This is a genomic window from Listeria farberi (genome assembly GCF_014229245.1).
GTDB lineage: Bacteria > Bacillota > Bacilli > Lactobacillales > Listeriaceae > Listeria > Listeria farberi.
Window position 1 is genome coordinate 107,333 of the sequence record NZ_JAARZJ010000003.1, and the last position, 15,445, is coordinate 122,777.

General features: G+C 35.7%; 12 protein-coding genes and 1 other annotated feature. All 12 genes read left to right on the forward strand.

The window, feature by feature from the left end:
- Positions 1–43 precede the first annotated feature (43 nt).
- Positions 44–1,966, forward strand: coding sequence for a threonine--tRNA ligase (thrS, locus tag HCB45_RS03660; RefSeq protein ID WP_185618873.1), 1,923 nt, complete (start codon positions 44–46; stop codon positions 1,964–1,966).
- Between the two features lie 105 nt (positions 1,967–2,071).
- Positions 2,072–2,656, forward strand: a complete 585-nt coding sequence (gene yihA, locus HCB45_RS03665; RefSeq protein WP_185618875.1) for a ribosome biogenesis GTP-binding protein YihA/YsxC — start codon at positions 2,072–2,074, stop codon at positions 2,654–2,656.
- Between the two features lie 127 nt (positions 2,657–2,783).
- Positions 2,784–4,091 (forward strand): glutamyl-tRNA reductase, encoded by a 1,308-nt coding sequence (gene hemA / locus HCB45_RS03670; RefSeq protein WP_185618877.1) that lies wholly within the window; start codon positions 2,784–2,786, stop codon positions 4,089–4,091.
- 3 nt (positions 4,092–4,094) lie between these two features.
- Positions 4,095–5,024: a hydroxymethylbilane synthase gene (hemC, locus tag HCB45_RS03675; RefSeq protein ID WP_185618879.1), complete on the forward strand. Its 930-nt coding sequence runs from the start codon at positions 4,095–4,097 to the stop codon at positions 5,022–5,024.
- Entirely contained in the window at positions 5,021–5,743 is a 723-nt protein-coding gene (locus tag HCB45_RS03680) for a uroporphyrinogen-III synthase (RefSeq protein ID WP_185318869.1), read from the forward strand. Before hemC ends, HCB45_RS03680 begins: the two co-directional genes overlap by 4 nt.
- A complete protein-coding gene (gene hemB, locus HCB45_RS03685; protein WP_185618881.1) occupies positions 5,740–6,714 on the forward strand; it encodes a porphobilinogen synthase in 975 nt (324 codons plus the stop codon). The genes HCB45_RS03680 and hemB overlap by 4 nt, the downstream gene beginning before the upstream one ends.
- A 12-nt stretch (positions 6,715–6,726) precedes the next feature.
- On the forward strand, positions 6,727–8,016 hold the full coding sequence (gene hemL, locus HCB45_RS03690; RefSeq protein WP_185318867.1) for a glutamate-1-semialdehyde 2,1-aminomutase: 1,290 nt from the start codon (positions 6,727–6,729) through the stop codon (positions 8,014–8,016).
- Between the two features lie 47 nt (positions 8,017–8,063).
- Positions 8,064–8,290, forward strand: a binding site (T-box leader).
- Positions 8,291–8,337: 47 nt separating this feature from the next.
- Entirely contained in the window at positions 8,338–10,986 is a 2,649-nt protein-coding gene (locus HCB45_RS03695) for a valine--tRNA ligase (RefSeq protein ID WP_185618883.1), read from the forward strand.
- A gap of 62 nt (positions 10,987–11,048) precedes the next feature.
- Positions 11,049–12,338 (forward strand): bifunctional folylpolyglutamate synthase/dihydrofolate synthase, encoded by a 1,290-nt coding sequence (locus HCB45_RS03700; RefSeq protein WP_185618885.1) that lies wholly within the window; start codon positions 11,049–11,051, stop codon positions 12,336–12,338.
- Positions 12,339–12,551: 213 nt separating this feature from the next.
- On the forward strand, positions 12,552–13,262 hold the full coding sequence (locus HCB45_RS03705) for a prepilin peptidase (protein WP_185318864.1): 711 nt from the start codon (positions 12,552–12,554) through the stop codon (positions 13,260–13,262).
- Positions 13,263–13,274: 12 nt separating this feature from the next.
- Entirely contained in the window at positions 13,275–13,949 is a 675-nt protein-coding gene (gene radC, locus HCB45_RS03710) for a RadC family protein (protein ID WP_185318863.1), read from the forward strand.
- 451 nt (positions 13,950–14,400) lie between these two features.
- Positions 14,401–15,414 (forward strand): rod shape-determining protein, encoded by a 1,014-nt coding sequence (locus tag HCB45_RS03715; RefSeq protein ID WP_185318862.1) that lies wholly within the window; start codon positions 14,401–14,403, stop codon positions 15,412–15,414.
- Positions 15,415–15,445: the final 31 nt, after the last annotated feature.

Sequence of the window (15,445 nt, forward strand, 5' to 3'; positions counted from 1 at the left end):
GCCCTCCTAACCATAATTTAAAAAAAGAAAAGGAGAGATTAGTATGAAAATCACATTTCCAGACGGTGCTGTAAAAGAATTTGAGCCAGGCGTGTCAACAGCTGACATCGCGGCTTCCATCAGCCCAGGTCTAAAAAAGAAAGCACTCGCAGGTAAATTAAACGGGGAATTACTTGATTTAGTAACGCCAATCCATGAAGATGGCGTAATTGAAATCGTTACTCCAGACCATGAAGATGCACTTGGTATTTTACGCCACAGTACAGCTCATCTAATGGCTCAAGCGCTAAAACGACTTTATCCAGATGTGAAATTTGGAGTTGGTCCAGCAATTGAATCTGGTTTCTACTATGATATTGATACAGAAGCTGTTATTAGTGATGAATCTTTAGTTGAAATCGAAAAAGAAATGCAAAAAATCGTTCGTGAAAATGTACCAATCGAACGAGAAGTTGTTTCTCGAGAGGAAGCAATTAAACGTTTTAAAGCAATTGGTGATCAATATAAATTAGAACTTATTGAGGCAATCCCAGAAGATGAAACAGTGACAATTTATACTCAAGGTGAGTTTTTCGACCTTTGTCGCGGTGTTCATGTTCCTTCTACTGGTAAAATTCAAGTATTTAAACTATTAAGTGTAGCTGGTGCTTACTGGCGCGGAGACAGCAACAACAAGATGCTGCAACGTATTTACGGTACAGCTTTCTTCGATAAAAATGGCTTAAAAGAATTTATCCAAATGCAAAAAGAAGCAAAAGAGCGAGATCATCGTAAATTAGGGAAAGAATTAGATTTATTTACAAATAGTATCGAAGTTGGACAAGGATTACCGCTTTGGTTACCAAAAGGTGCGACTATTCGCCGTGTTATCGAACGTTATATCGTGGATAAAGAAGAACGTCTAGGTTACAATCACGTTTATACTCCAATTATGGCAAACGTGGAACTTTACAAAACAAGTGGGCACTGGGATCACTACCATGAAGATATGTTTCCAACTATGAAAATGGATAATGAAGAACTTGTTTTACGTCCAATGAACTGTCCACACCACATGATGATTTATAAAAATGATATCCACAGTTATCGTGAACTGCCAATCCGTATAGCAGAGCTTGGTATGATGCACCGTTATGAAATGAGCGGGGCACTTTCAGGATTACAACGTGTTCGTGGCATGACTCTAAACGATGCACATGTTTTTGTTCGCCCAGATCAAATTAAAGACGAATTCAAGCGCGTTGTGGAACTGATTTTAGAAGTGTATAAAGACTTTGATATTACAGATTATTCCTTCCGTTTAAGCTACCGTGATCCGAAAAATACAGAAAAATATTTTGACGATGATGCAATGTGGGAAAAAGCCCAAGCCATGCTTAAATCCGCCATGGACGAAATGGAGATGGATTACTTTGAAGCAGAAGGAGAAGCTGCATTTTACGGTCCAAAACTAGATGTTCAAGTAAAAACTGCCATTGGCAAAGAAGAAACACTTTCCACTGTACAACTTGACTTCTTACTTCCAGAACGCTTTGATTTAACTTACATCGGCGAAGATGGTGAAAAACATCGCCCAGTAGTTATTCACCGCGGAGTTGTATCTACAATGGAACGCTTTGTTGCTTACCTAATTGAAGAATATAAAGGCGCTTTCCCAACTTGGTTAGCTCCAGTACAAATGGAACTTATCCCAGTTAATGCCGACGCTCATTTGGATTATGCAAAAGGAGTCCAAGATAAATTACAACGTGCTGGACTTCGCGCGGAAGTAGATGACCGTAACGAAAAACTAGGATATAAAATTCGCGAAGCACAAACTAAAAAAATCCCGTATGCATTAGTGCTCGGGGATCAAGAAGTAGAAGCTGGTTCTGTAAACGTTCGTCGCTACGGCTCTAAGGATTCTGAAACAATGGACTTAGACGCCTTCATTGCACAAGTAGTAGCAGAAGTAAGCAAATACTAATCTGAAAAATACTGTCTCAAATGGGGCAGTATTTTTTCATGGTGCTTTTTTCCTCTTTTTCCGTTATACTAGTAAAAGATAATGAATAGAACAGGATGGACAATTATGGATGTAAATAATGTAGAACTAGTAATAAGCGCTGTTCGACCAGAACAATACCCTGAAACAGATCTTCCAGAATATGCACTTGCAGGTCGATCCAACGTCGGAAAGTCATCGTTTATTAATACGATGATTCGCCGTAAAAGTATGGCAAGAATTTCACAAAAACCAGGAAAAACACAAACGCTAAATTTTTATAAAATTGAAGAAGCACTTTTCTTTGTTGATGTACCAGGCTACGGTTTTGCTAAAGTGTCGAAAACCGAACGAGAAAAATGGGGTGTTATGATAGAAACGTATATCACTTCTCGCGAGCAACTTCGTGGTGTTATTCAAATTGTTGATTTACGCCATAAACCTACAGAAGATGACCGAATGATGTATGAATTTCTAAAGTATTATGATATTCCGGTTATCATCGTAGCAACAAAAGCCGACAAAATCCCACGTAGCAAATGGCAAAAAAATGCTAAAATTGTGCGCGAAACACTAGATTTTGATTCGGATGACAAATTTGTCTTATTTTCTTCTGAAACAAAGATGGGAAAAGACGAAGCATGGCAGTTTATCAAAGAAGGAATGGAATAATAGAAGGAGTTGGAATGAAAAATCCAGCTCTTTTTTCCGTCTAAATACATAAACGGACTATTTGGTGTCCACATCGAAAAGTGGTAGAATGTATTAGAGTTCAATTTAATTTTAGGAGGATTATCGAATGTTTATTCTCACCATGGGGCTGAATCATCATACAGCACCAATCGACATCCGCGAAAAATTAGTTTTTAAAGAAACGGAAGAAGAAATGGCCTTAGTAACATTACTGCAGGAAAAAAGCATCCTCGAAAATGTTATTATATCGACATGCAATCGAACGGAAATTGTGGCAGTTGTCGATCAATTACATACAGGCAGATATTACTTAAAACGCTTTATGGCCAATTGGTTTCAAATGGATATGGATAAAATCGAGCCTTATTTGTTTTTTCATGAAGAAGTATTGGCTGTTAATCACTTATATAAAGTAACTGCGGGGCTCGATTCACTTGTACTCGGCGAAACGCAAATTCTCGGACAAGTAAAACATGCATTCGAAATCGCCAAGCAAACGGGCACAACAGGAACACTTTTAAACAGACTTTTCCGGGAAGTAGTTACTTTTGCAAAAAAAGTACATCATCATACGAAAATTAACGAAAATGCCGTTTCGGTTAGTTATGCAGCTGTAGAAGTTGCAAAAAAACTATATGGCTCATTAGATAACAAAAAAATCGTCCTAATTGGAGCAGGGGAAATGAGTGAACTTGCTTTACAAAACCTTGCTGGAAGTGGCATTGCAGATATTACCATCATCAATCGTACAAAATCTAATGCAGAAATATTAGCGAATCAATTTCAAGCAAAAGTTGGTGCATATGAAAATATGTTGGACCATTTGTTAGGAGCAGATATTGTACTCGTCTCAACAAGTGCCGAAGAGCCGATTATTAAACAACTAGCTATGCAAGAATTGATGGAACAAAAAGCGAGCTCTATGCTTGTAATTGACATCGGCTTACCAAGAAACGTTGAACATGATTGTTCATATATTCCCAATTTCCATTTGTATGATATTGACGATTTAGCTGGAGTGGTAAGTGCTAACTCTTTAGAACGTCAAAGAATCGTTCAAGGACTTGAAGATTCGATTGATACAGAAGTTCGAGGCTTTTTTGAATGGGAAAAACAACTTGGTGTCGTTCCTGTCATTCGAGCTTTGCGTGAAAAAGCGCTAGATATGCAAGAAGTTACTATGACTAGCTTAGAAAATAAACTTCCAGGGTTAACAGAACGGGAATATATTCAAATCGGAAAACATATGAAAAGCATCATTAACCAAATGCTAAAACGACCTATCTCAGAATTAAAAGAAATGTCTGTGGAAGAAGATGCAGATACAAGTATTGAACATTTTAAACGTATATTTGGTTTAACAGAAACAGATGTCAATGTAATAGAAAAAGAACAAGCCGAAACGAGGAGTTAACGGATGAAACGGAAAATAATTGTTGGTTCGCGACGTAGTAAATTAGCTTTAACACAGTCTAACTGGGTAATTAACAAACTCAAAAAAAACTATCCTGAAATCGATTTTGAAATAAAAGAAATTGTTACAAAAGGCGACCGTATTTTAGATGTTACTTTGAGTAAAGTAGGTGGAAAAGGTCTATTTGTTTCTGAAGTTGAGCAAGCTTTGAGCGATGAAGTAATAGATTTCGCGGTACATAGTATGAAAGATGTGCCTTCAAGTTTGAAAGACGGACTAGTCATTGGAGCAATTCCAAAACGTGAATCCCCATTAGATTGTTTTGTTTTTAATGAGGTAAGCACACTAGATGAATTACCAAAAGGCTCAGTAATAGGCACAAGTAGTCTACGTCGCGCGGCACAACTCTTAAAATATCGTCCTGATTTTGTCATTAAGCCAATTCGCGGCAATATTGATACTCGGCTTCAAAAATTACATGCTGAAAACTTTGATGCAATCATTTTAGCAAAAGCTGGACTTGCACGAATGGGCTGGCTTGAAAATACGAGTTTAAAACTAGAAGATATATCTCCTGAATTATGTTTACCTGCTGTAGGGCAAGGGGCTCTTGCTATCGAATGTAGAGAAACTGATCTTCAAATTTGCGATATGTTAGCTTCTATTCACCATGAAGAAACGGGAATCTGTGTAGAAGCAGAGCGCGTTTTCTTGAAAAAACTAAATGGTGGCTGCGAAATCCCAATTGCTGGATTTGCGACAAAAACGGACGATTCAGTTCACTTTAAAGGTTTGGTTGGTAACGCAGACGGTTCAATTATTCTTGAATCTGAACGAACTGGTGTGAGCCCAGCTGAAATTGGCAATCAAGTAGCTGAAGAATTGCTAAGTGAAGGTGCAGACACCATTATCAAAGAACTGAGAAACATATGATTAAAAAAATTGTTTTAACAAGAGAAGCGAGCAAAAATAAACTATGGCAAGATTATTTTTCGCAAAATGGTTTCGACGTTGAATCAATTCCACTAATTGAAACGCATCCTAAAAAAATCAGTCTGAGCCTAGAGCAACAAACGGCAAATTGGCTTTTTTTAACGAGTGCAAATGCAGTAGAATATTTTTTCAATGAACAATTTAGTAAATTGAATTACAAAATAGCAGTTATTGGCGAGAAAACAAAAGAAAAGTTAGCAGAATATGGATATAAGCCTAATTTTGTTCCGTCCGTTTACCAATCAGAAGTATTTTTGTCCGAGTGGTTAGGTGAAAATACTAGCCAAACAAGTATTTTACTTCCACAAAGCAACTTAAGTAGAACGATAATAGAAGATACACTTATACAAAATGGACACCTAGTTTTTCCGATTGAACTATATGAAACAAGCTTCCCAGAAAATTCTCAAACAATATTAATCGAACAATTGAAACTAGATGAAAAACGAATAATTATTTTCGCTAGCCCTTCTGCTTGGAAAAACTTTTATACGATCGCGAAACAATTTTCTATTAAAAATGAAAACTGGCGCATCGCATCAATCGGTAATATAACTACCGAGGCAATTTTAGCAGATGGTTGGGAAGTTACATACCAACCAAAAACCTTCACCATGAAGCACTTAGCTGATTTGATAATACAGGAGGAATTTAAATGAACAATCAATTTGATAGACATCGTCGTTTAAGAAAAACAAAAACAATGCGTGATTTAGTGAGGGAAACAGTTTTACATACAAATGATTTAATCTATCCGATTTTTGTCAAAGATGGTACAAAACCAAAAACAGAAGTAGTTTCCATGCCAGGCGTTTTTCAATTTCCTTTACATGAATTAGAAGCGGAAATGAACACTGTTGCGAGCCTTGGAATTAAAGCTGTTATTTTATTTGGTATACCTGCTGAAAAAGATGCTGTTGGTACACAAGCTTATCATGACCATGGCATTATCCAAAAAGCAACAAGGCTAATAAAAAATAAATTTCCTGAAATAATAGTGGTAGCAGATACATGTTTATGCGAATTTACAGATCATGGACATTGTGGTGTAATTGAAAATGGTCAAATTCTAAACGATGAATCACTAGAATTACTGAAACAAACAGCTGTCAGTCAAGCCTCTGCGGGTGCGGACATCATTGCACCTTCAAACATGATGGATGGGTTTGTTCAAGTAATCAGAGAAGGTCTTGATGACGCTGGATTCTACGATATACCAATTATGTCTTACGCAGTAAAATACGCTTCTGCATTTTATGGGCCTTTCCGCGATGCTGCTGGGAGTGCACCGCAATTTGGAGATAGAAAATCCTATCAAATGGATCCAGCGAATCGCGAAGAAGCACTACGGGAGGCGCAATCGGATGAGCAAGAAGGAGCAGACTTTCTAATAGTCAAGCCATCTCTTTCGTACCTTGATATAATGCGAGATGTAAAGAATCAAACAAATTTACCTATTGTAGCCTATAATGTTAGTGGTGAATATGCAATGGTAAAAGCAGCAGCTCAAAATGGTTGGATTGATGAAGAGCGAATTGTTTTAGAAATGCTGACAAGTATGAAACGAGCTGGAGCGACATTAATTATTACTTACTTTGCAAAAGATGTAGCAACATACTTAAACAAATAGGAGGCGGGAATTTTGCAAAACTATATAAAATCTGAAAAAGCATTTAAAGAAGCAAAAAAAGTTTTACCTGGTGGCGTAAACAGTCCAGTACGCGCCTTTAATTCAGTCGATGCTTCACCAGTTTTTATGGACCATGGGGATGGCGCCTATATCACTGACGTCGATGGAAACAAATATATTGATTACGTTTTATCATGGGGGCCACTTATTTTAGGACATGCGAATCCTTCTGTTGTTAATGCGATTACAGATGCAGCTATGAAAGGAACTAGCTTTGGTACACCAACTGAAATTGAGACAGAACTAGCAAAACTCGTAATTGAGCGTGTTCCATCAATAGAAATAGTGCGTATGGTTTCGTCGGGAACAGAAGCAACAATGAGCGCTATTCGTTTGGCTCGTGGATATACCAAAAGAGAAAAAATCTTGAAATTTGAAGGCAGCTACCATGGTCATGGAGATTCTTTATTAATCAAAGCCGGCTCTGGTGTAGCGACGTTGGGGTTACCTGACTCACCTGGAGTTACAAAAGGTCTTGCTGCTGATACAATTACTGTTCCATACAATGATGTAGAAGGCGCCAAACTAGCTTTTGAAAAATTTGGTGAAGAAATAGCAGCTGTTATCGTAGAGCCAGTCGCTGGAAACATGGGTGTTGTCCCTCCAATTGATGGTTTCTTAGAGGGGTTACGAGAACTGACAACCCAGTACGGCGCGCTACTGATTTTTGATGAGGTTATGACAGGATTCCGCGTGGACTATTATTCTGCCCAAGGGTACTATGTTGTAACCCCTGATATTACTTGCTTAGGAAAAGTAATTGGCGGTGGACTACCTGTTGGTGCTTATGGTGGTAAAAAAGAAATCATGGAACAAATTGCGCCTGCTGGTTCTATTTATCAAGCTGGGACTTTATCCGGTAATCCGTTAGCAATGAATGCTGGATTTGAGACGGTTCGACAATTAACACCACAACATTATGATGTGTTCCGTTCCCTTATTAAGCGAATGGAAGAAGGCTTGACCGAAATTTCGGTTAGACATGAAGTACCACTATCCATAAACAAAGCAGGCTCAATGTTCGGCTTTTTCTTCACTGATCAAAAAGTCACTAACTTTGATACGGCTAAAACAAGTGATTTAGAATTTTTCAGAAACTACTACCGCGAAATGTTAGCGCAAGGTATTTTTCTACCACCATCTCAGTTTGAAGGCGTTTTTATTTCTACAATGCATACTGAAAAAGAAATTGATGCGACTTTAGAAGCTTTTGACGTTACCTGTAAAATGCTTCGCGGCTAATTGACGAATCTACAAACATTTGTTAAAATTATTTTTAGTATATAGAACTAAATGCAATGAAGAGGAAAAGTAGGTCATTTATTTTTCTAAGAGAGAAAGCGGTTGGTGCAAGCTTTTAAAAATAATGTCTGAAGGTAGCCTTGGAGCAGTTTTCCTGAAATAATAGTAGGGAATAACCGGTAGATTTCGTCTATCGTTAACACAATGAAGTGCCTACATTTCTTGTTGTAGGTAAAAAGGTGGTACCGCGAATAATACTCTTTTCGTCCTTTTATTAGGATGAGAAGAGTTTTTTATTTTGCTTAAAAAGGAGGAATCGTTATGACAGAACAAAACGAAATAAATATGCCTACCAAATACGAGCCTAGTAATGTAGAGGCCGGGAAATATAAATGGTGGTTAGAAAAAGAGTTTTTTAAAGCAGAAGGTAATACTGATAAAAAGCCTTATAGCATTGTAATCCCACCACCAAATGTGACTGGAAAACTTCATCTGGGGCATGCTTGGGATACAACATTACAAGATATAATTACTCGTATGAAAAGAATGCAAGGCTTTGATACACTTTATTTACCAGGAATGGACCATGCTGGTATAGCTACACAAGCAAAAGTAGAAGCTAAATTAAAAGAAGAAAATATTTCTCGTTATGATTTAGGGCGAGAAAAATTTGTTGATAAAACATGGGAATGGAAAGAAGAATATGCTGATTTTATCCGAGAACAGTGGGAAAAATTAGGTCTAGGTTTAGATTATTCCAGAGAACGTTTTACTTTAGATGCCGGCTTATCTGATGCAGTAAAAAAAGTATTTGTTACGCTATACAATAAAGGGCTTATTTACCGTGGACAGTATATTATAAACTGGGATCCAGAAGCAAAAACAGCTTTATCAGATATTGAAGTTATTCATAAAGATATAGAAGGAAGTTTTTATCATCTAAAATATCCACTTACGGATGGATCAGGATACTTAGAAGTTGCAACAACCAGACCAGAAACAATTCCTGGAGATACTGCAGTTGCTGTACATCCAAAAGATGAAAGATACCAACACTTAATCGGTAAAACAATTATGTTGCCTATTTTAAACAGAGAAATTCCTATTGTTGCAGATGAATACGTAGAAAGAGAATTTGGTTCAGGAGCTGTGAAAATCACACCTGCGCATGATCCAAACGACTTTGAAGTGGGTAATCGTCATGATTTACCAAGGATAATTGTAATGCATGAAGATGGAACAATGAATGAAAATGCTGGTAAATATAATGGTTTAGATCGTTTTGTTGCAAGAAAAGCTATTATTCAAGACTTTAAAGATTTAGGCTTATTTATAAAACAAGAACCTCATCTTCATTCAGTAGGACATTCTGAAAGAACAGGTGCTGTAGTAGAACCTTACCTTTCATTGCAATGGTTCGTTAAAATGGAACCACTTGCAGCTGAAGCATTAGCACTTCAAAAAACAGAAGACAAAGTAAATTTTGTACCTGCTAGATTTGAAAAAACATATGAAACTTGGATGGATAATATCCACGATTGGTGTATTTCTCGCCAATTATGGTGGGGGCATAGAATCCCTGCTTGGTATCACAAAGAAACTGGTGAAATCTACGTTGGTGAGAAAGAGCCTGAAAACCTAGATCAATGGGAGCAAGATGAAGATGTTCTCGATACTTGGTTTAGTTCTGCTTTATGGCCATTTTCTACTATGGGCTGGCCTGACACTGAAAACCCTGATTACAAACATTTCTTCCCAACTAATACTTTAGTAACTGGTTACGACATCATCTTTTTTTGGGTATCAAGAATGATTTTCCAATCTGTTGAATTTACAGGAGAAAGACCTTTTAAAGATACTTTAATTCATGGTTTGGTACGTGATTCAGAAGGGCGCAAGATGTCTAAATCACTTGGCAATGGGGTAGATCCAATTGAAGTTATTGATAAGTATGGAGCCGATTCATTACGCTACACACTTGCCACTGGTTCCTCACCTGGTCAAGATTTGAAATTTAGTTTTGAAAAAGTAGAGTCTACTTGGAATTTCATTAATAAAATTTGGAATGCATCACGATTTGTATTAATGAATCTTGATGGTATGAAATATGATGAAATCGACTTATCTAATGTGACTGAAGTTAGTGATAAGTGGATTTTAACAAGACTAAATGAAACCATTCAAGCAGTTACTTCTCTAGGTGAAAAATATGAATTTGGTGAAGTTGGCCGAACTTTGTATAACTTTATTTGGGATGATTTCTGTGATTGGTATATTGAAATTGCTAAAATTCCATTATACGGGGAAGATGAAGTTGCTAAACAAACTACAAGATCAGTGCTTGCATATACTTTAAATACTACGATGCGCTTGCTACATCCTTTCATGCCATTTGTAACAGAAGAAATTTGGCAAAACTTGCCTCATGAAGGTGAATCTATCACGATTTCCAAGTGGCCTGAAGTTGATGAGAAACAAATGGACTCAAAAGCATCTACTGCAATGCGGACATTGGTTGAAGTAATTCGCGCTGTACGAAATATCCGTGCAGAAGTGAATACGCCTCTTAGTAAACCAATCGTGCTTGAAATAAAGCCGAAAGATGAAACTTATAAAGAGATTTTAGAACAAAACATTTCTTATATAGAACGTTTTTGTAATCCAGAAAATGTTACTATTGCATTTGATATCGAGCCTTCTAAGACAGCAATGACAGCTGTTGTATCTGGTGCTGAGATATTTATTCCATTAGAGGCATTAATTGATTTAGACATAGAAATCGCTCGCCTTGAAAAAGAACTGGAAAAATGGAATAAAGAAGTAGCTAGAGTTCAAGGCAAATTAAATAACGAACGTTTCATTAGTAAAGCTCCTGAAAATGTTGTAGCAGAGGAACGTTTAAAAGAAAAAGATTATCTAGAGAAAAAAGCTTCAGTTCTTGAAAGGATTGAAAAGTTGAAAGAAGTTTAATAAAATGATTTGACCTTATCATAAAATCGTGTGGTAAGGTCATTTTTTAAGGTGGTAAAATAATGGCATTCAAAAAGTATCAGGAAGCTTTGGATTGGATTCATGGAACACTTCGTTTAGGAATAAAACCCGGATTAGCTCGAATGGAATATATAATGGAAAAGCTTAACCATCCGGAAAAGGCTAATAAGTGGGTACATATAGCTGGTACTAATGGGAAAGGTTCTACTCTTACATTTATTAGAAGTAGCTTAGAAGAAGCGGGATATAAAACAGGAACGTTTACTTCTCCTTATATTGAAACTTTTAATGAACGAATTAGTGTAAACGGTATTCCTGTTAGTGATCAAATGATTTTAGATTTAGCAAATAGAATAAAACCTATAGCTGAAGAACTTGAAAAAACTGTATACGGTCCGCCATCTGAATTTGAAATTATTACAGCAATGATGTTCTTATGTTTTGCAGAGTATGAGCCAATCGACATTGGTATCATTGAAGTTGGGCTTGGTGGAAGACTAGACTCCACAAATGTTTTAACGCCTTTAATCTCTGTAATTACAACCATTGGGATGGATCATATGGAGTTTTTAGGAAATAGCATAGAACAAATAGCTGGCGAAAAAGCAGGGATTATAAAACCAGGCATACCTGTTATTTCTGGAGTAGTTCAAAAAGAAGCACAAGAAGTAATAATAAATAATGCTGTTAAAAACAATTCCAATGTCGCATGGTTAAACAAAGATTTCTTCATGCAAAATAGAGACGATGAAATCATATTCAGAACATCACATGGAGACGAAATAACGAACATAACTATTGGCTTATTAGGAATACATCAGTTAAATAATGCAGCAGTTGCAATAAAAGTACTACTATATCTCAACACATTTTCATCCTATGAAATTAATCAATCAGCAATTAAACAGGGATTAAAAGAAGCTTTTTGGCCCGGAAGAATGGAATTGATTGATGTGAAGCCATTTATTATGCTGGACGGAGCACATAATCCTGAAGGTGTAAAAACTTTTGCCGATTCAATCAAAACATACCCTGGGCATAAAAAAATAATAATCAGCATACTCGGAGATAAAAAATATCAAGAAATGATAGCTCTTTTAAAGACAATTCCTGATACTGAAATTTTATTGACAACTTTTGATTATCCACGAGCAATGAGTGCTAACGAAGTCATACAAATGGGACTTATAGAAGGTATTTCTACTAATCCAAACTGGAAGCAAGCGCTAGATGATATAAAAGAAATCAAAAATGATACTAAGTTTTTCGTCACAGGCTCTCTTTATTTCATTTCTGAAGTCCGTAAATATTTACTTACATCGCACAACTAATTTTTGGAATAAAGTGAGTATACTTAGAAAAATAAAAAAGCGCAAACTACTAAAATAGTATTTTCGTATGCTAAAAGTAATTAAAAACACCTATTTTCTATTAAGGGAAAATAGGTGTTTTTTAGTTAGTCGATTCAGTGAAAATACTATTTTACCTATGTGCAAAAATAAATCTTCTTTGCTATTCTATTTGTAACAACTAGGAGGTGGCGGATGATTTACTTTTTACTAGTAATCTATAGTTCTATTTTTGTTTCTTTTATCCAAGTTGCAGGGGAATGCTTTCCAATAAAAAAATCATTTCTATTTCGTTTTTCAAAATGTAATCATTGCCAAACGGAGTTGTCTTTCTCTCAAATCATACCAATTTATTCATTTATCCTTCTAAAAGGAAAATCTAAATGTTGCAAAACTTCTATTCCGATAAACTACTTTTTATTAGAATTAATAACACCGATTTATTTCGTTCTTCTACATTACCAATTTTCTTTTTCTTATCACTTTTTTATAGGAAGTATTATGTATTATTTTCTCGTTTTTTTCTTCGTGACAGATATTTTATATATGCATGTACCTAATTCGGTAATGATTTTCTTTTTTTCAGTGTTGTTAGTATGTTATTTTTTCTTTCAGCAATCAATTATATCTTTAGTTTACTCTAGCGTTATAAGTAGCTGTTTTTATTTGGTGTTTTTTATTTTATTTCGAAAAGGAATTGGATTAGGAGATATTAAAATACTTATTATATTAAGTTCTTTTTTAGGTTTTGAAATAGGATATAGTATCTTTTTTCTCTCCATTATACTGGGCGCCACTATCCTTTTAATTGCGTTAGTTTTAAAAAAAGTGGAGAAAAATAAACAAGTACCTTTTGTGCCTTACATTTTTGCATCTTATATTTTAGTTAGTATTTTAATGAAATGAGGGTTTAGCTTTATGCTAGTGAATGAAATCTCAGAAAATGAAAAACCACGAGAAAAGCTACAAAATTATGGAATAGAAGCGCTATCAACTTCAGAATTAGTGGCATTGATTATTGAAACAGGAACGAAAAATGAGTCGGTTTTAACGATTGCAAACCGAATTATGATGAAATTTAAACATATAGCTGAAATGCAGTACGCTTCTATTGAAGAATTCCAATTAGTTAATGGAATCGGAATTGCTAAAGCATCAAAAATTATGGCAGCGGTAGAACTAGGGAAACGCATTAGCTTAGTTACGGAACAAAAAGAAATTGTCATTAGATGTCCAGAAGATGCAGTGAAATTAGTAATGCCTGAGTTAGCTTTCCTTTTTCAAGAACATTTTCACTGTGTTTTTTTAAACACTAAAAATCAAGTAATTTTCAGACAGACCATCTTTGTTGGTAGTCTGAATGCTTCTATTGTTCATCCCAGAGAAGTTTTCAGACTAGCACTGAGAAAATCAGCAGCTTCTATAATGTGTTTTCATAACCATCCATCTGGTGACCCTGCTCCTTCAAGCGAAGATTTACTCGTTACTAAACGTTTAGCAGAAGCAGGAAATATTGTTGGAATAACACTTTTAGACCATATTATTATTGGAAAAAATAAATACATTAGTTTAAAAGAAAAGGGATATTTTTAAATCTTAAAAGTGTTCACAACTTATCTACAGACAACATATATTTTCATGTGTTAAGGTGAGTATCAATTAAAAAGCAAAAGGTGATTGATCATGTTAAATCGATGGAAAGTATATAAAGATAATATTATTGTATTTTCAATAGTTATAGGGATGTTTATTATCCCAGTTTTTCTTTGTATTATGGAATTTTTAAAATAATAATAGTGCTTTTAAAAGTTTAATTTCATTAAAATTAAAAAAGCAAAAATATATTTCTAAAGAAAAGTTAAAATTTTTTCCTTCTCATGAAAAATTAATGTCTGATACTCTTACTTATGTTATAATAAGATGGTTGTTTATGTGTCTATACAGAAACATTGACATAAAAGGGATAAGGTAACATTAATTTAATGGACGAATTAGGAAACTTAATGTATCCTGTAGAATATTACGAAGGAAAAGGAGAATACAGATGTTTGGATTTGGTAATAAAGATATTGGAATTGACTTAGGAACAGCGAACACGCTTGTCTACATGAAGGGAAAAGGTATTGTCCTTCGTGAACCTTCCGTTGTGGCAATGAAAAAAGACACACAAGAAATAGTTGCAGTTGGAAGTGATGCAAAAAATATGATTGGTAGAACGCCAGGAAATATTGTTGCTATTCGACCAATGAAAGACGGCGTTATTGCTGACTATGACACAACAGCAGCAATGATGAAATATTACATACAAAAAGCTGGGAAAAGTGTTAATGCAAGCAAACCACGTGTAATGATATGTGTACCATCAGGTATTACAGGTGTAGAAAAACGTGCTGTAATTGATGCGACTCGTCAAGCAGGGGCTAAAGACGCCTTTACTATTGAAGAACCTTTTGCTGCAGCTATCGGTGCTGGTCTTCCTGTAGGAGAGCCAACTGGTAGTATGGTAGTTGATATCGGTGGAGGTACGACAGAAGTTGCTGTAATTTCTCTAGGCGGTATCGTAACAAGCCGCTCTGTAAGAACTGCTGGTGACGATTTGGACGAAGTTATTATTAATTATATTCGCAAAAAATATAATTTATTAATCGGTGATCGTACTGCAGAAGCAATCAAAATGGAAATCGGTTCAGCTGATCCAAAAGGATTAGACCTGTCTCCATTTAGTATTCGTGGTCGTGATTTAGTAACTGGACTTCCAAAAACAATTGAAGTTACTCCGGAAGAGATTAGTGAAGCACTTTCTGATACAGTTGCAGCAATAATTGATGCTGTAAAAGGAACTCTTGAAAATACGCCGCCAGAATTATCTGCTGATATTATGGATAAAGGAATTGTATTAACAGGTGGTGGTGCGCTTCTTCGTAATCTAGATACAGTAATTTCTGAAGAAACCAAAATGCCCGTTATCATTGCTGAAGAACCACTTGATTGTGTTGCAATTGGCACTGGTAAAGCTTTAGAAAATATGGACATGTATAAACGCAAAAAAATGAGCTAAATGGACACACTCATTTAAGTCATATAACAAG